This window comes from Mogibacterium pumilum, assembly GCF_002243385.1.
In the GTDB taxonomy this organism is placed as follows: Bacteria; Bacillota; Clostridia; order Peptostreptococcales; family Anaerovoracaceae; genus Mogibacterium; species Mogibacterium pumilum.
This window is the reverse complement of sequence record NZ_CP016199.1, coordinates 1,716,717-1,736,162: the sequence shown is the minus strand read 5'-3', so window position 1 is coordinate 1,736,162 and position 19,446 is coordinate 1,716,717. Positions and strand designations below refer to the sequence as shown.

At 36.9% G+C, this 19,446-nt stretch carries 19 protein-coding genes; all 19 read left to right on the top strand.

Annotation, left to right across the window (positions count from 1 at the left end; translation table 11 throughout):
* The first annotated feature begins 55 nt into the window (after positions 1–55).
* Positions 56–1,000 (top strand): radical SAM/SPASM domain-containing protein, encoded by a 945-nt coding sequence (locus tag AXF17_RS08270; protein WP_169711346.1) that lies wholly within the window; start codon positions 56–58, stop codon positions 998–1,000.
* Positions 997–1,770 carry a zinc metalloprotease gene (locus tag AXF17_RS08265; protein ID WP_094234604.1) on the top strand — a complete coding sequence of 258 codons (774 nt, stop codon included), beginning with the start codon at positions 997–999 and terminating at the stop codon, positions 1,768–1,770. The genes AXF17_RS08270 and AXF17_RS08265 overlap by 4 nt, the downstream gene beginning before the upstream one ends.
* Before the next feature lie 297 nt (positions 1,771–2,067).
* Positions 2,068–2,802: an ABC transporter ATP-binding protein gene (locus AXF17_RS08260; protein WP_051426903.1), complete on the top strand. Its 735-nt coding sequence runs from the start codon at positions 2,068–2,070 to the stop codon at positions 2,800–2,802.
* Positions 2,795–3,646, top strand: a complete 852-nt coding sequence (locus AXF17_RS08255; RefSeq protein ID WP_036380126.1) for a hypothetical protein — start codon at positions 2,795–2,797, stop codon at positions 3,644–3,646. Before AXF17_RS08260 ends, AXF17_RS08255 begins: the two co-directional genes overlap by 8 nt.
* A gap of 152 nt (positions 3,647–3,798) precedes the next feature.
* A complete protein-coding gene (locus tag AXF17_RS08250) occupies positions 3,799–4,209 on the top strand; it encodes a hypothetical protein (protein WP_094234603.1) in 411 nt (136 codons plus the stop codon).
* Between the two features lie 412 nt (positions 4,210–4,621).
* A complete protein-coding gene (gene mobQ, locus AXF17_RS08245) occupies positions 4,622–6,322 on the top strand; it encodes a MobQ family relaxase (RefSeq protein ID WP_094234602.1) in 1,701 nt (566 codons plus the stop codon).
* Positions 6,323–6,468: 146 nt separating this feature from the next.
* Positions 6,469–7,455 carry an ORF6N domain-containing protein gene (locus AXF17_RS08240; protein ID WP_094234601.1) on the top strand — a complete coding sequence of 329 codons (987 nt, stop codon included), beginning with the start codon at positions 6,469–6,471 and terminating at the stop codon, positions 7,453–7,455.
* A gap of 88 nt (positions 7,456–7,543) precedes the next feature.
* Positions 7,544–8,296, top strand: coding sequence for a phage replisome organizer N-terminal domain-containing protein (locus AXF17_RS08235; RefSeq protein ID WP_094234600.1), 753 nt, complete (start codon positions 7,544–7,546; stop codon positions 8,294–8,296).
* Positions 8,297–8,427: 131 nt separating this feature from the next.
* The gene (locus AXF17_RS08230; protein ID WP_094234599.1) at positions 8,428–9,279 is read left to right on the top strand and encodes an ATP-binding protein; all 852 of its coding nucleotides are present in this window, start codon (positions 8,428–8,430) and stop codon (positions 9,277–9,279) included.
* Between the two features lie 58 nt (positions 9,280–9,337).
* Positions 9,338–9,511: a hypothetical protein gene (locus tag AXF17_RS09070; RefSeq protein WP_153297310.1), complete on the top strand. Its 174-nt coding sequence runs from the start codon at positions 9,338–9,340 to the stop codon at positions 9,509–9,511.
* Positions 9,512–9,525: 14 nt separating this feature from the next.
* On the top strand, positions 9,526–11,532 hold the full coding sequence (locus AXF17_RS08225; RefSeq protein WP_157682606.1) for a recombinase family protein: 2,007 nt from the start codon (positions 9,526–9,528) through the stop codon (positions 11,530–11,532).
* A gap of 110 nt (positions 11,533–11,642) precedes the next feature.
* Positions 11,643–12,221, top strand: a complete 579-nt coding sequence (locus tag AXF17_RS08220; RefSeq protein ID WP_456299083.1) for a VirB6/TrbL-like conjugal transfer protein, CD1112 family — start codon at positions 11,643–11,645, stop codon at positions 12,219–12,221.
* Between the two features lie 19 nt (positions 12,222–12,240).
* A complete protein-coding gene (locus tag AXF17_RS08215; protein ID WP_456299091.1) occupies positions 12,241–12,786 on the top strand; it encodes an MT-A70 family methyltransferase in 546 nt (181 codons plus the stop codon).
* Positions 12,787–12,802: 16 nt separating this feature from the next.
* A complete protein-coding gene (locus tag AXF17_RS08210; protein ID WP_094234596.1) occupies positions 12,803–13,198 on the top strand; it encodes a PrgI family protein in 396 nt (131 codons plus the stop codon).
* Complete coding sequence (locus tag AXF17_RS08205) at positions 13,155–15,560, top strand: VirB4-like conjugal transfer ATPase, CD1110 family (protein ID WP_094234595.1); 2,406 nt, start codon at positions 13,155–13,157, stop codon at positions 15,558–15,560. Before AXF17_RS08210 ends, AXF17_RS08205 begins: the two co-directional genes overlap by 44 nt.
* On the top strand, positions 15,557–16,474 hold the full coding sequence (locus AXF17_RS08200) for a DNA cytosine methyltransferase (protein WP_094234594.1): 918 nt from the start codon (positions 15,557–15,559) through the stop codon (positions 16,472–16,474). The genes AXF17_RS08205 and AXF17_RS08200 overlap by 4 nt, the downstream gene beginning before the upstream one ends.
* The gene (locus tag AXF17_RS08195) at positions 16,471–18,375 is read left to right on the top strand and encodes a CHAP domain-containing protein (RefSeq protein ID WP_094234593.1); all 1,905 of its coding nucleotides are present in this window, start codon (positions 16,471–16,473) and stop codon (positions 18,373–18,375) included. The genes AXF17_RS08200 and AXF17_RS08195 overlap by 4 nt, the downstream gene beginning before the upstream one ends.
* Positions 18,376–18,397: 22 nt before the next feature.
* A complete protein-coding gene (locus AXF17_RS08190; RefSeq protein ID WP_094234592.1) occupies positions 18,398–18,652 on the top strand; it encodes a DUF4315 family protein in 255 nt (84 codons plus the stop codon).
* Positions 18,642–19,310: a DUF4366 domain-containing protein gene (locus tag AXF17_RS08185; protein WP_094234591.1), complete on the top strand. Its 669-nt coding sequence runs from the start codon at positions 18,642–18,644 to the stop codon at positions 19,308–19,310. Before AXF17_RS08190 ends, AXF17_RS08185 begins: the two co-directional genes overlap by 11 nt.
* Positions 19,311–19,446: the final 136 nt, after the last annotated feature.

Sequence of the window (19,446 nt, the reverse complement as noted above, 5' to 3'; positions counted from 1 at the left end):
ATTGCTTGCATTATTTATATAAGAGTTTGGTAATTACACCATGGGAGGGTTTATTATGTATGACACACTTGCATTTGCATTAACAAAGAGATGTACTGCTGCATGTGAAATTTGTTGTTTTTCTTCATGTCCAACAGATAAAGAAACTTTAAATTTAGATAGGGTTAAACAATATATAGAAGAGTCTAAAGACATAGAAGAAGTAAAAACGATAGCATTTACTGGTGGAGAACCATTTTTGTTGTATGATGATTTGCTTGAACTTGTATCAAAAGCAAGAAATGCGGGCAAAAGGGTAAATGCAATAACTAATGCATTTTGGGCAAACACAGAGAGTGTTGCATTGGAGAAATTAGGTGCATTGAAATCACAGGGATTGAATTTTTTGAGTTTAAGCTTCGATTCATACCATGAAAAATATGTTGATGTTAACAATGTTCGTAATGTCTTACGTGCGGCAACTGATTTGAATATACCAACGGCAATTTCAATAGTAAAAGTGAAAAATGAGAATATTGGTCATATTGTTGATAGGCTTGGAGATGCTATATATACATCGGATATTAAAGTAGCTCCTTGCTTGCCTTCAGGTAGGGCTGCCGTTAACTTTTCGATTGACGATTTTGATAGAACAATTAATGTAGATACGTGCAAGTGTGAATATGGTGGTAATCTGGTTGTTTTATATGACGGTAAAGTCTACCCATGTTGCTCGCAAGCAGTTGTAGATATGGATTTGTCTGTTGGTAATTTTAATGAACTTAATTTACACGAAGTTATGAAACTATTAAAAAATAATGCTTTATTGTACTTTTTAAGAAATGCAAATTTCTCTTTCTATGTAGACTATGCAAGAGAAAAATTAAAAATGGATGTTCCAAATAAAGTTGTTAGTCCTTGTGAGTTATGTTCAATATTATTTAAAGATAATAAGGTTGATTTATACTATGAGCATGTAGAAGGAATGATAAGAGAGTTGAAGGAAACTGTTGCGAAATGAGAAAATTACCGTTATATATGAGTAGTGAGTATTATGAGGTAATTGAGGAAAGTAATGGGGACTGTTTCATAAAAGATATAGAGCAAAATCGGTATTATTTTAAGAAGAATTTCTATGCTTCGCAAAATATAAACTTTAGGAAAATTGAAGAAATAAAATGGAATTTATGGGATTCTATTTTTGTTATATTGATATTAGCATCTATTTTCTTAGGAATATACGTGGCGTTGAATTATTCGAACATATATCGTGCTGAAAGTTTTAATACTAGTATGTATGTATACTCTGCTATGTATGTTGTTATGAGCATAGTTACGCACGAATTAGGTCATGCGATGACAATGAAAATTTATAAAAGAAAATACGGAAAGATACGATTAAAAATATATTATTATCTTTTCCCCGCTATTGTAACAGATACCACAGATTCATATATATTGCCACGATATAGAAGAGCTTTTGTGTATTATGCGGGGGTGATGGTTAATCTAATAACATTTGGATTAACCTTGCTATTAGTACCAAATTCTGAATATCTTCTGCGTATAGTTATATGGGGCCCGGTATACAATCTAATACCATTTGGCGGAATGAAGACGGATGGATACCATATCTTTATAAATACTTTAATGAATGTGAAAGACTTTAAATTAAAACACAATTTGATTTCAGATATTGCCAAGTATATATTCTTCATATTTATGGGAATTACGATACTAGACTCCATATTGCGTTGCATGGGATATGAGGGAGTTTTTGCGATTTTGTAACTGTTGGCGACTTCTTATTATATAACTAAAAATTTTAAGGAAAGGAGGATAGATATCATGAAAAAGTTTTTTATGGATTTAAGCGATCTTGAAGAAATGGAAACATTAGAAAGCCCTACTTGTATTATAGGACGTTGGTTCTTTGTTCACAAATAGTATATTCAAGTAAACACTGAATAAATTTAATGCATCCGGCACATTTGTTTTGCTAGTCGCCAACAGTGTTAAATTAAAATGTGCCGGATGTTATTTGTAAAATGAAATGAATCAAAAATCTATGAGAGGGGCGACTTGAAAATGAGTGAATATATATTACGTACTGAGGGATTATCAAAAGAATATGATGGGCATTTAGCCGTTAATGATTTAGATTTAAATTTATGTAAAGGAGATATTTACGGTCTAATAGGTAAAAATGGAGCGGGGAAAAGCACCTTGCTTAAAATGATTTCCGGGTTATCGAAACCAACTTGTGGGACGATTACTTTAAATGGCGATTTATTGCAGGGAAATAATATCAATGCTCGAATTGGAACTTTAATAGAAAGACCGGGTTTAATCTCTAATATGAGTGCCTATGACAATTTAAAAATGAAAAAAATTTTTGTAAATGAAAAAAATTTTAATGATATAAATGAATTACTTAAATTGGTTGGTTTATATAGTGAAAGAAATAAATTGGTAAAGTCTTTTTCAGTTGGAATGAAACAACGTTTAGGAATAGCAATGGCATTGGTTGGAAAGCCAAATTTAATGATATTAGATGAACCTATAAATGGGTTAGATCCTCAAGGAATTGTTGACATAAGAAATTTAATTATCAAACTCAATGTTGAAATGGGAATAAGTATGATTATTTCTAGTCATATGCTGAGTGAGTTATCAAAAGTGGCTACGAAATATGGAATAATAAACAGTGGAAAACTTATTAAAGAATTTACAAATGAAGAATTGCAAAATGAGTGTAAGAGATTAGATGTAGATATTGAGAGTTATTTTTTGAAGATTACAGGAGGACAGGATAATGTTTAATTTTATAAAAATGGATTTTTATAGAATGACTAAAAACCGTATGTTTTGGGTATGTCTTCTTGCGACTATAGTTATAATGTTCTCCTCTGTGTTATTAACTAAATCTGATATAAATTACTATGAACAGAATCCAAAATTATTAGAAGCTGTTGAGGAACAAATGTCAGGTACTGAGGATTGGGGTGTTTATATCGGTAGCACATTGCCAGAATGGTGTAAAGGGGAACGTGTTGCTACAGATATTTTAATAGTTAATAATATACAGAGCAAGTTGCTATTGATATTTTTGGTTGTTTTCTTGGTAGGTTATATAACTGCTGAGACTAAGTCGGGATTTTTGCAGCATATTGCAACAACGAAAGAAAATCGTAGAAAAATAATGCTTTCAAGTATGATTATGGCTTTGATTTTTACAGTTTTACAGTTTATATGTGCAGTAGCAAGTATAGTAATCACATCGAATTTTGCATTTGGATATTTAAATATTATTAATTTTGATAAGCTAATTGCATTTTTAGTCATGGAAATTTTATTGCAAGTTTCATTTGCAAGTTTTATCCTTATGTTGATAATTGTAACAAGAAATAGAATAGTCAGTGTTGTAATAGGGCTTTTATCTAGTGCAGGTTTGTTACAAGTTATAGACCCTCTTGTTCAGACTATTATAAGCAGAACAAGAGACTTCAGCATTATGCCATATTCAATTGTTGGAAATATAGGGACAGTTTCTATAAACAGCACAACGGAAGTTTTTATTAGGGCTATAGTTATTATGTTAATGTCATTATGCATCTATTTGTTGATTAGTGTCTATTGGTTTGAAAAGAAGGATATTGAAACGTAGAAGTGAAAATTATAAATTTTAGTTAGCGATACTTATAATTTTCATCAGAATATTATATAAAAGAATAAGAGTGGTAAGAAAGTAACGGGGACGAAGGTTGTCTCCGTTTTTATATATTATATTTGAATGATGAAAGAAAGGAGACTTTAAAAGTGAAGAAATTAGAAAAAGTAATGGAACAAATAGAGAAAGAAGCAGATAGAATTGAAAAAGCACAAAACAGAAAGAAACTTCTTACTCAAAAGAAAAACCAATTAAAAAGAAAAGCTGAGACGCAAAGAAAAATTCAAAAGGGTGGAGTATTTGAAGCCTTTGAAAGAGAAATTACGGGTAGGCAAGAAGATACAAATAATGATTTAATCTATGCCTTTTTAGACTATGTTTTATCAGATAACAGAAACAGAGAAAAGTTAAAGAAACTTACGGAAATTCATCTTAAAGATAAAGAGATTGATGTAGAAGAAATTAATAATTCTGATGATAAAAATGACAGTGTAGATAATCTAAAAGAAGAAAACTTAAATGAAGATATGGAAGCTGATTTTTTAGAAAGTGAAGATTAAAAATAAGGATTAGACAGGCGGCTTTTATGAAAAGCAAATATGAGAATTGATGGTGCAAAGTGGAGAGAAATTTTAACACTTTGCATTTTTGTTGATTATCATAATCTACAAAAAACAAAGTCCACAGGGGTTTAAGGGGGAGTAGCCCCCTTGAATAACAAAAATGCTTTAGCGTTTTCGTTTCCTTAGCGGAGCGTATAGCTTTCTGCAAGAACGCAAAGCACCGAATGTAGTCGGTGTATCTTTGCGCCCTTTGAAAAAGGGAGCGAAGATACCTATCATCATAAAGATACTAAAATATGAAAATTAAATATTAAATAAAGAAAAGCAGATAGAAAAATTTTAAGAAAAATCTATCTGCTTTTCTTATGCCTAAAAATATAAAAATCATAAATGGAAAGGAGCGAAAAGAATGGAAATCAAAAGTTTACATACCCATGTAGATATAGTTTCAAGGTCAAAAGGGCATAGCGTAATTGCAAAGGCTGCATATAATGCAAGAGATAAATTAAGAGATGAATACTATGTAAAAGTCCATGATTACTCTAAAAAAGATGACCTTTTTTTTAAAAAAATATTCTTGCCGGAACATATCCCAAAAGAGTTTTCCAATAGAGAGTATCTATGGAATAGCGTGGAGAAAATAGAAAAAAGTAAAAACTCACAGCTTGCAAGAAACTTACTCTTTGCACTTCCAAGAGAATTAAACGAAGAAGATAGGATAAAACTCATCAGTGAGTTCATAGAAGAAAACTTTACCTCTAAAGGGATGATAGCAGATTGTAATATTCATAATCCTACAGCCAGTGATAATGAAGAACAGCCACACGCCCATATCCTACTTACCCTTAGAGAAATTGACGAACAAGGAAAATGGAAACCTAAAAGCAGAAAAGAATATATCCTTGATGAAAATGGAGAAAAGATAAAGCTAAAAAGTGGAAACTATAAATCAAGAAAAGTAAATCTAAATGATTGGAACGAACCTGACAAAGCAAAAGAATGGAGAGAGAATTTTTCAAAGAAAGCAAATGAGTATTTAGAAAAAAATAACATAGATAAAAGAATAGATCCACGCACCTTTGAAGAACAAGGAAGAGAAGAACTACCACAAATTCATTTAGGAACAAAGAGCTTTCAGATGGAGAAAAAAGGCATACAGACAGAAAGAGGAAATCATAACCGAAAAATCATAGCCTTAAATACTGAGTTCAAAAAATTAAAAGAAGAAATTGCAGAAATAGGCAGTTGGATTTTAAGTTTGGTAAATATGGTAAAGGGACTGTTGAAAGGATTTTCTAAAGAAAAACAAGAAGAATATAACCTGACTCCGGACCTTTTTGATGTCTATTCCTATCTTGAAACCTACTATAAAATTCAAAAAGAACTGTCTAAAAATCTAAGTTATGACAGCAGAATGAGAAAGGAACATTTTGACTCTAAAAAGTATGTCAATGCCCTATCCTATATGAGCAGTAACAACTTAAAAACAATCATAGATATACAGTGTAAAAAAGATGAAGTATTGACAAAGTTAAAAGAAAATAAAGAAAGAATAGCAGACTATAATAAGCAAATTAAGAACATAGAAACCTTAATCAAACAAGCTGAAATAATGAGAGAACATAAAACTGTCTATGATAGATACAAAGGAGCTGATAATTCTATCTTCAGTAAAATAGCCGGAGCAAGCAAAGAAGAATATTACAACTCCCATAAAGAAGAAATTGATAAATATATTAGAGCAAAATCTATTCTAAAAAAATTAAGTGGAAGTGAAAAGATAGAAACAAAAAAATGGGAGAAAGAAAAAAGAGAGTTACAGACTGATATAAATCATCTCACTTTCAACCAAAAATTTATAAAAGAGGAAATCTCTCAAATAAACCATATCAAATATGTAGTAGGTGAAGTAAATAAAGACTTTGGAATAGATATAAATATTGAGATAGAAATAGCCTATAAAAAAGCTATTGCAAGAGGAGAAAAACCAAGCGTAAAAATGGCACTTGAGGAATTTCAAAGACAGATTAAAAAAGAGGATAGGCAAAAAGCATGGGCTAAGGAGCATTATAAAAAGAAAGACCATATCCATAAGGAAACTGAGAGATAGAAAATAAGTGATATTTTTGGTATAATTATATCAATTAAACTAAATTTGTAATGATAAAATGGGTTTATAGGCTGTAAGCTGAAGATAATGATAAATACATGATCAACGGGCTGTTGACTTAAAAGAATATATTGGAGGTGCATTTTGTGGCAGAACAAAATAAAGAAATTGTAGTTATAGATGAAACTACAATTAAAAGTAAGATTTACTATATAAGAAATCAAAAGGTTATGCTCGATTTTGAACTTGCTGAAATTTATGGGTATACGACGACAAGATTTAACGAACAAGTAAAAAATAATTCGGAGAAATTTGATGATGATTTTATGTTTCAGTTGACGAAGTCAGAGTTTGAAAACTTGATATCGAAAAAATCGACATCAAGTTGGGGCGGGCGTAGAAAACTACCTTATGCTTTTACAGAACAGGGAATATATATGCTTATGACTGTATTAAGGGGAGAGCTTGCAGTTAAACAGAGCAAGGCTTTAATACGAATGTTTAAGCAGATGAAAGACTTTATTATTGAAAATCAGGATTTTATCGGTTCAAAGGAATTAGTACAAATTGCTATTCAAACCAACCAAAACACAAATGATATTGCAGAAATAAAATCTCAAATGGCTACCAAAGAAGATTTGAAAAAGGTAATGGATAATTTTATAGACCCGGAAACATATAAACATTTCCTTTTGATGAACGGAGATAAGATAGAAGCTGATGTTGCCCATACGAAAATATATAAATCAGCAAAGAAAAGTATTTATGTTATAGATAACTATATAGGGCTTAAAACACTTGAACTTTTAAGAGCTGCAAGAGATAAAACTCAAATTATAGTCTTTAGTGATAATGTTAAAAATAAGGATATGCTTACAAAAAATATTTTAGATGATTTTAGAAAAGATTATCCTAATATAGACCTGAAGCTAAAGATAGCCGGTAAAAAGTATCACGATAGATACATTGCCATAGACTATGGAACAGAAAATGAAGCCTTTTATCTTTGCGGAGCTTCATCAAAGGATGCGGGAAATAAGGTATCAAGCATTACCAAGATAGAAGAATCTTCTAAAGATATGTACCATGATATGTTTAGCAAGATGTTGAATAATAAAGACTTAAAAATTTAATATATAATTATGAAAAAATCATAACAATATGCAAGGCGGTAGAAGTGAAAATCTATCGTCTTTTTTAATTGAAGAAAGGTAGGAATAAATGGCAGAAAACCGAAGATATTATTGGTTAAAATTGAAAGAAGATTTTTTTACAGATAAGAGGATAAAAAGATTAAGGAGAATATCCGGAGGAGATACTTATACAATTATCTATCTTAAATTATTGTTATTAAGCCTAAAAGATAGTGGAAAGCTATATTATGACGGAGTGGAAACAGACTTTATAAAGGAACTTGCCTTAACCATTGATGAAAAGGAAGATGATGTAATGGTTACAGTAAATTACCTTATAGCACAGAATTTAATGGAAATAATTGTAGAAAATGATGAATATTTTCTAACAGAAATTCCAAGTCTTATAGGTTCAGAAACAGCTTCTACAAGGCGTTCAAGAAAATCAAGGGAACAAAAAATGTTGCAATGCAACACTACTGCAACGCTTATGCAACAAAACTGCAACACAGAGATAGAGAAAGAGATAGATATAGAGTTAGAGAAAGAGGGAGAGAGGAAAAAGCGACCCCTACCCCATAGTTTTTATGGAGAATATAAAAATATCCGATTAACCGATGAAGAATATAAAAAGCTACAAGATAAGCTGCAAGCTCATACCGATATAATGATTGAAAAACTGTCAAGGTATATCAAGAGTAAAGGGACAGACTATAAAGACCATTATGTAACAATCCTTAATTGGTATGAACAGGATAAGGAGAAACTAACACAGAAAAATATTCAAAATGGTAGTTCTAAAACCTATTCATCCAACTATGAGGATAGCGACAGCCTGTAAATATCATATAACAAGGTGGAAAGGTGTTTTTAGAGCGTTAAAACTAAAAGAGATATCAGAATATACCTAAGCCAAAAACAAGCCTTAAAACGCATTCCACCACTTAACAGGAAAAAAGGAGAATAAAAGTTATGAATAACAAAGAAACTCAAAATATGGTAACTATAAAAATTCAAGGTACGGATTTTACCTACAATAAAGTTACTTACTATGAAAAAGGCGGACATATCTATTGCAAGACTTGTAATGAAAGGATAGACGGCAAAGCAATTCCAATGTTAGATAAGCCTATGATTATTAGAACAGCTTGTAAATGTGATAGAGACAGACAGGAGCAAGAAAAACAAAGAGAAAAGCGGATAGAACAGGATAGGTTAAGACAAAACTGCTTTATATCCAAAAATCAAAAAGCATATACCTTTGAAAATGCTGATGAAGATACCGATAAAGAAATCATCAAAAAAGCTAAAAACTATGTAAAGCATTTTGAAGAAATGAGAAAAGATAATGTAGGCTTACTTTTATATGGGAATGTAGGAAGTGGCAAGACATATATAGCTTGTAGTATTGCCAATGCCATAATTACAGAGTATTCCTATACGGTTAAAATGAGAAACTTTGCTCAGATACTAAACGACCTACAAAAAGGTGGCTTTAACCTTGATAGAAACGAATATATAGAGCAGATAACAAACGCTACTCTACTAATCCTTGATGATTTTGGAATAGAGAGAAATACAGAATATGCCTTAGAGCAGATTTACAATGTAATCAATGCAAGATACCTAAAGGCAAGACCGACCATTATAACGACAAACCTTAATTTTAAGGATATAGAGAAAGAACAGGAAGACATAATGCTTGGCAGGATTTATTCAAGGATAATAGAGATGTGTTTACCCCTTAGAGTAACAGGATTTGATAGAAGAAAAATACAAAGCAAAGAAAAGCTGAAGAAAGCACAAAACTTAATAGATGAGTAAAGGCGATTGGAAAAGTAAAAATTCTAATCGCTTTTTTATTACAAGGAAAGGAGAATTTATGAATACTATACAGACAGAAAGCACAGATAATAAAAAGACTAAAGTAATTCAGAAAGAAATTGGAAACACAAAATACACCGTTAATATCTTCTGTAAGAAAAATGGAAAAGAGCTGAAAGATAAGATGAAATCAATCATCAAGCAGGAAGTTATAAAAAATAACGACAATTAGCGGTGGAAAAAATCATGAAAAAGGAGTATAATACAAGTATCGTAGGTAGGCTTGATAGACAGGAGGAAAATATGTCTATTCAAGCTAACAGAAAAACAGCTCTTTATTGTCGTTTATCAAGAGATGACGAACTTCAAGGAGAAAGCAATTCCATTACAAACCAAAAGAAGATTTTAAGCCAGTTTGCTAAGCAGAGTGGCTTTTTTCGGTGTGAATTTTTTATTGATGACGGATATTCCGGAACAAATTTTGATAGACCTGAGTTTCAAAATATGATAACAAGGGTTGCAAACGGAGAAATAGGAACAGTAATTGTAAAAGATTTATCCAGATTTGGAAGAAATCATCTTCATGTAGGTATATATACAACGGAATTTTTTCCGAAGCATAATGTAAGATTTATTGCCATAAATGATAATGTAGATACCTTTACTACCGACATGGAAACAGATATAAGTATTCCAATTAAAAATATTATCAATGAAATCTATGCAGTAGATACCAGTAGGAAGATTAAGGCGGTATATAGGACGAAAGGACTTGAGGGAAAGCATACAGGAAGCCATGCCATTTACGGATATAAAAAAGATCCGGACAACAAAGACAAGTGGATTATTGATGAAGAAGCTGCAAAGGTTGTAAAGAGAATTTACTCTTTAGTAGTAAGCGGACTTGGACCTTATCAGATAGCAGATTTATTGTATAAAGAAAAGGTGTATTCTCCGTCATACTATATGGCTATGAACGGTTATGGGAATCGTATAAATAAGGAATTTGACACTCCTTATCGTTGGTGGGGAACTAGCATACAATGTATTGTAAGGCGTGAAGAATACTTAGGTCATACTGTAAATTTTAAGACCATAAAGCCAAGTTTTAAGGATAAGAGAAGATATACCAATAAAAAAGAGAATTGGGCTATTTTTGAGAATACTCATGAAGCCATTATAGATAAAGAAACATGGGATATTGCCAATTCCCTTTTGAAAACGACAAGAAGGCAGTCAAGAGAGGGGACGGTAAATCCACTCACAGGTAAGCTGTTTTGTGGAGATTGTGGAGAAAAATTATACAATTCAAGAGGGATAAATCGCAAGGGGACAGGACATTACAAAGAAGATGTCAGGTATGATAATTATATATGCTCAACCTATCAGAAACATAGAAATGAATGCTCTGCACATTACATCAGAACAAAAGTCGTCAGGGAGCTTATTTTAGAAGCCTTAAAAGATATTAGTAAATATATTGAAAACAATGAGGAAGAATTCAAAAATATCGTTATATCAGCAAGACTTGAAGAAAGGGAGAAAAGTCAGAAGGAAAATATAAAGAAATTAAAGGCGGATAAAAATAGGCTTGCTGTGATAGACAGGCTGTTTGTAAAACTGTATGAAGATAATGCAAGTGGGAGAATAAACGATGAAACCTTTAATAAGATAGCTGTTCAATATACAAAGGAGCAAAAGACACTAAATACTGAAATAGTTGAACTTGAGGAAGTAACGGAGAAACTACAGTATGTTAGTGATAACACAGAACAGTTTATTAAAACCATTAAGAGTTTTACTGATTTTTCCATACTCACAACCTCGATGATAAATCAACTGATAGATAAAATAATAATCTACCAAAAGCAAAAACTTAAAAGATATAAGTTTACCCAAAGAATAGATATTTACTTTAACTTTATCGGTAAGTTTGAAATAGAAAAAGATGATGAAATAAAGGAAGATACTTATATAGAAAAAACAGATGATAAAAAGTATATTCATAAAGACAGCAGATTTTTACCAATAACAGAATATCTGAAAGGGCAAGATAGAGAAATAGAGCTTGATTTTTCAAAGGTGGAAGAACTTATAGGCAGAAAACTTTGTAAATCAGCAAGGAAATATCCAAGCTATTGGTATGCAAGTGAAGATAGACCTATGGGAAATTCTATTTATAATGCGGGATATGATATTGTAAAGGTAGATGTAAAAAAAGAAACAATAAGGCTGATAAACTATGATAAATAAAATATAGATGAGATTAGAGGTAACTACTACAAAATGGTGGTTATCTCTTTTTTTATTTGTAAATATTTGAAAAACTTTGTTGACAAATATCAACCGAGCTGGACACCTTTATGTTTTTTAAGTGGTTTTTCAAGGCATGGGTAGCGGTATTTATCGTTACCCATACCTTTGATATTACTATGGCGGTATTCGATGTGGCGCAGCATGTCGTATCCGGTGCCGCCGGTGTAATCAGTTCAGACACCAGCATGGATATTTCTTCAACTATAAGCTCTATGGGAGATAAATTAAAGGATATGGAGATACCGGAGCTTCTGCTCCTGTCCATAGAAACCGGACTTGTGAGCATTTCTATGAAAATCATGTCCATTTTTATTACCGTTGTCATCTACGGCAGAATGATAGAGATCTATTTAGTCTGCTCCGTCGCCCCGATTCCTTTTGCCACCATGACAAATAAGGAATGGGGATCGATCGGAAACAATTACCTTAAAAGTTTATTCGCACTTGGTTTTCAGGGCTTTTTAATCATGGTATGCGTCGGAATTTATGCCGTCTTGGTAAAGGGCATGACTATATCGGATAACCTGCATACCGCGATATTTTCCCTTGCGGCATATACCGTGCTGCTTTGCTTTATGCTTCTAAAATCAAGTGCTATTTCAAAATCAATTTTCGGGGCACATTAGCCCTTAATGGAAAGGAGGAATCAGAACAATCAGTAAAAAATACAGCATTATCTATGCCGATCCGCCGTGGAAGTACGAAAGAAGTAAGGTACAGGGCGCAGCAGAAAATCACTACCCCACCATGAGCATAGAGGAACTTTGTGTGCTTCCCGTTTCTGAAATTGCGGAAAAGGACTGCGTACTTTTTTTATGGGCTACTTTCCCGCAGCTAAAAGAAGCCCTGCAGCTTATCAAGGCATGGGGCTTTCAGTATAAGACGGTTGCTTTCGTATGGCTGAAAACGAACAGGAAAGCAGGCACATGGTTTTACGGGCTTGGCTTTTGGACAAGAGGAAACGCGGAAATCTGCCTGCTTGCAACGAAAGGTCATCCCAAAAGGAAGGCTGCAAATATCCACCAGCTTATCATAAGCCCCGTTGAAGCACACAGCAAAAAGCCGGATGCGGCAAGAGAAAAAATCACAGCCCTTATGGGAGATCTTCCTAAAATAGAGCTTTTTGCAAGGAAAGAAAGTCCCGGCTGGGATATATGGGGAAATGAAGTAAAAAGCAGTATAACGCTTTAGCGGAAAGGAGGTTTTTATGGCGTATGTACCCGTACCGAAGGACTTAACAAAGGTTAAGACAAAGGTTGCCTTTAACCTGACAAAAAGGCAGATCATTTGCTTTACGGCAGCCTTAATTTTAGGGCTGCCTGTTTTCTTTCTCCTAAAGGGAAGCACAGGAACAAGCCTTGCGGCTTTTTTCATGATTTTAGTGATGCTTCCCTTTTTTCTATTTGCCATGTACGAAAAGCACGGACAGCCCCTTGAGGTCATCCTGAAACACATCGTGCAGACAAAGTTTATCAGAAAGAAAGAGCGTCCATACAGGACGAGAAACTATTATGCCCTGTTAATAAAGCAGAGAAAACTTGAAAAGGAGGTATTTCATATTGTTAAAGGACAAAACAAAGGGAAAAAACAGCGTAAAAAATGAAAGAAAGCTCACAAGAAGCGAGAAAAAGCAGATTGCGGAGCTTATCCGAAAGACAAAGCCGGATAAAAAGGCATCTTCTGCGCAGGAGAGTATACCCTACCTTTCCATGCATCCGGACGGGATATGCAGAGTAACGGAAAACCGCTACAGCAAGTGCATTTCCTTTTCCGACATCAATTACCAGCTTGCAGGAGCAGACGATAAAACCGCTATCTTTGAAAACTGGTGCGATTTTCTAAACTATTTTGATTCCTCTGTGGATGTGCAGCTTTCCTTTATCAATCAGGGAAGCCGCGGCGAAGCAAAGGCCGCAATCGAAATTCCAATGCGTGAGGATGGCTTTCAGTCCATAAGAAGCGAGTATCAGGCCATGCTTTCTAATCAGCTTTCCAAAGGAAACAACGGTCTTGTAAAGCTGAAATTCGTAACATTCAGCGTGGAAGCGGAAAATATGAACGCGGCAAAGGCAAGGCTTAACCGCATTGAAACGGATATGTTAAACAATTTTAAGGTGCTTGGAGTAAGTGCTCATTCCATGAACGGATATGAAAGGCTGAAAACCATGCACGGCATCTTTCACCCGGAGGGAGAACCCTTTTTCTTCTCTTGGAACTATCTTGTGCCGTCAGGACTATCGACAAAGGACTTTATCGCACCGTCCTCTTTTTACTTCGGAGAAGGCAGAACCTTTCGCATAGGAAAAAAGCTTGGCGCGGTAAGCTTTCTTGAAATCTTAGCCCCGGAATTAAACGACCGCATCCTGTCCGACCTTTTGGATTTGGAAACGGGAATGATTGTAAACCTGCATATCAAAAGCATCGATCAGGCGGAGGCGATTAAAACCATAAAGAGAAAAATCACCGACCTTGACAAGATGAAGATTGACGAGCAGAAAAAGGCGGTACGCTCCGGCTATGACATGGACATCATCCCGTCCGACCTTGCCACCTACGGAGGCGAAGCAAAAAATCTCTTGCAGGATTTACAGAGCAGAAACGAAAGAATGTTTCTTGTTACTTTTCTTGTGGTGAATATGGCGGGCAGCAAAAGAAAGCTGGATAACGATATTTTTGCCGCCGCAGGAATCGCACAGAAATATAACTGTGCTTTAACCCGCCTTGACTTTCAGCAGGAGGAAGGCCTGATGTCAAGCATCCCTCTTGGAAGAAATGAAATTGAAATTCAAAGAGGACTTACCACCTCAAGCACCGCAGTATTCATTCCCTTTATCACGCAGGAGCTTTTTCAGGGCGGCGAAGCCCTTTACTACGGGCTTAACGCTCTTAGTAACAACATGATTTTATGCGACAGAAAGCAACTGAAAAATCCGAACGGCTTGATACTGGGAACGCCCGGTTCCGGTAAATCCTTTGCGGCAAAGCGTGAAATTACAAACGCCTTTTTAATCACGGACGATGACATCTATATATCCGATCCCGAAGCCGAGTACGCCCCTTTGGTAAACAGCCTTTTGGGTCAGGTTATCCGTATTTCTCCCACAAGCAAAGAATATATCAATCCGATGGATATAAACCTTAATTACAGTGATGATGATAATCCCCTTGCGCTAAAATCGGATTTTATCCTTTCCCTTTGCGAGCTTGTAGTCGGAGGAAAGGAAGGACTTGCGCCGGTGGAAAAAACGGTCATCGATCGTGCTGTCAGAAATATTTACAGGGAGTTTCTTGCAGACCCTGTGCCTGAAAGGATGCCGATTTTAGGAAATCTTTATGAGGAGCTTTTAAGACAGCCGGAACCGGAAGCGGAAAGAGTTGCGGCAGCCCTTGAGCTTTATGTAACGGGTTCTCTTAATGTATTTAATCACCAAACCAATGTAGAGCTTAATAACCGCCTTGTGTGCTTTGATATAAAGAGCCTTGGAAAGCAGTTAAAAAAGCTTGGAATGTTAATCGTGCAGGATCAGATATGGAACCGCGTTACCATAAACAGAGCAAAAAAGAAAGCAACCCGCTACTACATGGACGAATTTCACCTTTTGCTTCGTGAGGAACAGACAGCGGCATACAGCGTTGAAATCTGGAAGCGTTTCAGAAAATGGTCGGGAATCCCCACAGGTATTACTCAAAATATAAAGGATCTTTTATCCAGCAGAGAGGTGGAAAACATCTTTGAAAACAGCGACTTTGTACTGATGCTGAATCAAGCGGTAAGCGACAGAAATATCCTTGCAAAGCAGCTTAATATTTCTCCACAGCAGATGAAATATGTAACCCATACGGAATCCGGCGAAGGACTTCTCTTTTACGGAAATGTGATTCTGCCCTTTGTAGATCACTTCCCGAAAGATACGAAGCTTTACAAGGTCATGACGACAAAGCCGGAGGAAGTGAGTATTGAATGAAGAAACTGACCCATTTCAGCCTGTTTACCGGAATCGGAGGAATCGATCTTGCGGCGGAAGCCGCAGGCTTTTCCACCCTTTGTCAATGCGAATGGGCGGACTTTCCGACTGCCGTACTGAAAAAGCATTGGCCGGATGTGCCGCGTTTTCAGGATATTACCACAGTTACAAAGGAGGCATTTATTGAAAAAACAGGACAAGACAGCGTCACCCTCATATCGGGAGGCTTCCCGTGCCAGCCCTTTTCCGCCATCGGAGCAAAAAAGGGCTTTACAGACCCCCGTTATCTCTGGCCGGAAATGTGCAGAGTTATTAAAGAGCTGCACCCTCGTTTCGTGCTTGGCGAAAATGTTGCTAACTTCATCAATATGGGGCTCAACAAAACGATCATTGACTTGGAGAAGGCGGGATATGCCGTTTGGACATTCGTACTTCCTGCTTGCAGCGTCGGCGCATGGCATGAACGCAAGCGAACTTTTATCGTGGGGGCAGATGTTTCCTACGCCCCTTGCTTCCGACACCGGAACGCGTCCGAGAGTGCCGCAGGTAATCCTATCTCCTGCGGGCTCCTTTCGCAGAAAGAAGAAAATGGGGCACTGGTCGGCGAATCTTTCAGAAGCAATCTATTATCTGGAAAAGGATGCAGCTCCCAATCTTCGCTTCAATCCGGAGTGGGCGGAGTGGCTGATGGGATTCCCGCGAGCATGGACGGAAATCTCCTCTGGATAACAGAGCCTACGGATATTCCGAGGCTTACAGAAGATAAGAAAGACAGGGTAAAGCGCTTAAAGGCACTGGGTAATGCCGTCGTTCCCGCGCAGGTTTACCCGATACTTAAATACATTGCGGATATTGAGCTTGGATGCTGCAAGAGCGCTTGCGTCTTTTCAGGAAAGGAAGGTGATGCACTTTGAAAGAACCGCTAAAGCCACGTGACAAATTCAGGCAAAAGATGAGCCAGGACGGGCTTATAAGAGAAAATATGACAACCGGAGAAACAGAAAATATATCAAAAAGGATGCAGGAAAATCCCAAAAATGATATTCCCAAAAGTCCTATATCGGATAAGGAAATCCTGAAAAGAAAATCCTCAAGGCTTACCTTTACCGAGGAAGAAAGAGCTATCCCGGAGCTTCAAAGATATATCAAAAAATCCGATCAGGCGGCGGACCGTCTTGATAAAGCAAGAGATAAAATCCCAAAGAAAAAGAGCCTTTCCTTTGAGCGTGAGTTTGATGAAAGATCCGGCAAAGGAAAAACGAGGCTTCACTTTGAAGAAAAGGAAAAGCCCATAGGCTCCGGTAAGTCTGCAAATCCTCTTTCTCCTGCCCTTGATGAAGCAGGCGCCTTTGTGCATAAGAAAATTCATGAAACGGAGCATGACAATGCAGGAATTGAAGCAGCCCACAAAACCGAAAAAGCCGCAGAAACACTTGGTCGTTACAGCGTAAGAAAGGCAAGAGAAAATTACAGAAATCAGAAGCTAAAGCCCTACCGCAAGGCAAGAAAAGCAAAGAAAGCCGCAGAGAAAGCAAATGCAAAATACTTTTACAAAAAAGCCATGTATGAAAATCCAAATCTGTCATCTGCAAATCCTATCAACCGTATGCTGCAAAAGAAAAGATTAAAAAAGCAGTATGCCGCAGAGCTTCGTAAAAAAGGACAGAAAGCGGCAAAGGCGGCAAGGAAATCCGCAGAGAAAACAAAACAGGCAGGTTCCTTTCTCATACGCCACAGACGAGGGCTTGCCCTTATTATTTCCCTGCTTTTAATCTTCATTCTGATTTTTACCGGCTTATCGTCCTGCTCCTCTCTTTTATCGGGTGGCTTAAACGGAATTTTAGGCACAAGCTATACATCCGAGGACAGCGATCTTGTGGCGGTGGAAAATGCCTATGCCGCTATGGAAAGTGAGCTTCAGGGGAAAATAGATAGTGTAGAAAAAGATCATCCCGGCTATGACGAGTACAAATATGAGCTTGACGGCATCGGGCACAATCCCCATGAGCTTGCGTCTATCCTTACAGCAAAACACCAAAGCTACACTCTTTCCAAAGTGCAGGCGGACTTACAGCAAATTTTCGGAAAGCAGTATTCTTTGACCCTGCAGGAAGAAATAGAGGTACGCTACCGAACGGAAACCCATACCGATCCTGACACCGGAGAAACCACAAAGGAAGAAGTCCCGTATAACTATTACATTCTTCATGTAAAGCTGAAAACGACACCGCTTTCTGATATTGCAAGAGAAATCTTAAATGAAGAACAGCTTAAAATGTACCGCGTCTATCTTGAAACCAGCGGAAACAAACCCCTTGTATTCGGCGGAGGCTCCCCTGACGGCAGCGCGTCGGAGGATTTAAGCGGCGTTCACTTTGTAAACGGCACACGTCCCGGAAATCCGGAGCTTGTAAATCTTGCAAAGAAGCAGGTCGGAAATGTGGGCGGCTATCCTTACTGGAGTTGGTACGGCTTTAACGGACGCGTGGAATGGTGCGCCTGCTTTGTATCTTGGTGCTATAACAAGGCTGGAAAAAGCGAGCCACGTTTTGCAGGCTGTCAGTCGCAAGGCGTTCCTTGGTTTACCTCACGCGGACAATGGGGAGCAAGAGGCTATAAAAATATTGCACCGGGTGATGCCATCTTCTTTGACTGGGACGGTGACGGCGGAGCCGATCACGTGGGAATCGTTATCGGAACGGACGGCAGTCGCGTCTATACCGTTGAGGGAAATTCAGGCGATGCCTGCAAGATAAAAAGCTATGACTTAAATTCCGGCTACATTAAGGGCTACGGTCTGATGAACTGGGATTAAAAAACGAAAGGAGAACACATTTATGGCAAATAAAAAAATCCTGAAAATCGAAAAGGAAATTCAAAAGACCCGTGAGAAAATCACGGAGCAGCAAGGCAGGCTAAAAGAGCTTGAAATGCAGAAAACGGAGGCGGAAAATCTTGAGATCGTGCAGATGGTAAGATCGCTTCACATGACTCCTGCCGAGCTTTCCGTATTTTTAGCAAAGGGCGTAATCCCTGACAATGAATCTGTTACAAAAAATGAGTATATGGAGGATATGGAAAATGAAGAATAAAATCATGATGAGAATAACGACAACTCTCTTTGCCGCACTGATCTTTATGTGCGGCTTTTCAATTCCCGCTTATGCAAACGGCGGCGGCGAAGCTACCGATGACAGCAATGTAAAGACGGAGGAAAAGAAAGAAGAAAAAACGCCCCTTACCCCTGACGGCAATATGAGCCTTGTGGATAATGTCAAGGGCGATGCTGCAAAGGATAAGGAATTTATCATTGTAAAAAGCAAGGGCGGAAATTACTTCTATATCGTGATCGACCATGCGGCGCAGGGAGAAAATACGGTTCATTTCTTAAATCAGGTGGATGAAAAAGACTTGCTCTCCATCATTGATGAAAAAGATAAGCTGACCGCAAAGCCGGAGCTTCCAAAAGAGGAGGAAAAGAAAGAGCCGGAGGCGGAAAAACCGAAGGCAGAGGAAAAGCAGGAAAAAAAGAACCCTGCCGGAATGATTGCCTTATCCCTCATCTTAATTCTCGGACTTGCAGGCGGCGCTTTCTACTATTTCAAAATATTAAAACCGAAGCAGGATGTAAAGGGTACAACCGATCTTGACGAGTTCGACTTTGAGGATTACGAGGACGATTTTACAGAGGAAGATAGCGAGGACGGCGAGGAAGCTTTAGAAGAAACAGAGCCGGATGGAACAGTATGACGTGGTTTACAGACAGTATCTATGAACGACTGATGACGGAAAAACCGAAATGCGGGCGGTCCGAAAAAGAGCCGCCTGCTTCTTTTTCCTCAAAATGTGAGGGCTGCCCTTACAGGGGAAAGTCCCCCTGCATCGG

What these genes read in the sequence shown, in the direction of transcription:
- AXF17_RS08270 (WP_169711346.1), top strand. Translation starts at nt 56, where the DNA reads ATGTATGACACACTTGCATTTGCATTAACAAAGAGATGTACTGCTGCA.
- AXF17_RS08265 (WP_094234604.1), top strand. Translation starts at nt 997, where the DNA reads ATGAGAAAATTACCGTTATATATGAGTAGTGAGTATTATGAGGTAATT.
- AXF17_RS08260 (WP_051426903.1), top strand. Translation starts at nt 2,068, where the DNA reads ATGAGTGAATATATATTACGTACTGAGGGATTATCAAAAGAATATGAT.
- AXF17_RS08255 (WP_036380126.1), top strand. Translation starts at nt 2,795, where the DNA reads ATGTTTAATTTTATAAAAATGGATTTTTATAGAATGACTAAAAACCGT.
- mobQ (WP_094234602.1), top strand. Translation starts at nt 4,622, where the DNA reads ATGGAAATCAAAAGTTTACATACCCATGTAGATATAGTTTCAAGGTCA.
- AXF17_RS08235 (WP_094234600.1), top strand. Translation starts at nt 7,544, where the DNA reads ATGGCAGAAAACCGAAGATATTATTGGTTAAAATTGAAAGAAGATTTT.
- AXF17_RS08230 (WP_094234599.1), top strand. Translation starts at nt 8,428, where the DNA reads ATGAATAACAAAGAAACTCAAAATATGGTAACTATAAAAATTCAAGGT.
- AXF17_RS09070 (WP_153297310.1), top strand. Translation starts at nt 9,338, where the DNA reads ATGAATACTATACAGACAGAAAGCACAGATAATAAAAAGACTAAAGTA.
- AXF17_RS08225 (WP_157682606.1), top strand. Translation starts at nt 9,526, where the DNA reads ATGAAAAAGGAGTATAATACAAGTATCGTAGGTAGGCTTGATAGACAG.
- AXF17_RS08220 (WP_456299083.1), top strand. Translation starts at nt 11,643, where the DNA reads ATGTTTTTTAAGTGGTTTTTCAAGGCATGGGTAGCGGTATTTATCGTT.
- AXF17_RS08210 (WP_094234596.1), top strand. Translation starts at nt 12,803, where the DNA reads ATGGCGTATGTACCCGTACCGAAGGACTTAACAAAGGTTAAGACAAAG.
- AXF17_RS08200 (WP_094234594.1), top strand. Translation starts at nt 15,557, where the DNA reads ATGAAGAAACTGACCCATTTCAGCCTGTTTACCGGAATCGGAGGAATC.
- AXF17_RS08190 (WP_094234592.1), top strand. Translation starts at nt 18,398, where the DNA reads ATGGCAAATAAAAAAATCCTGAAAATCGAAAAGGAAATTCAAAAGACC.
- AXF17_RS08185 (WP_094234591.1), top strand. Translation starts at nt 18,642, where the DNA reads ATGAAGAATAAAATCATGATGAGAATAACGACAACTCTCTTTGCCGCA.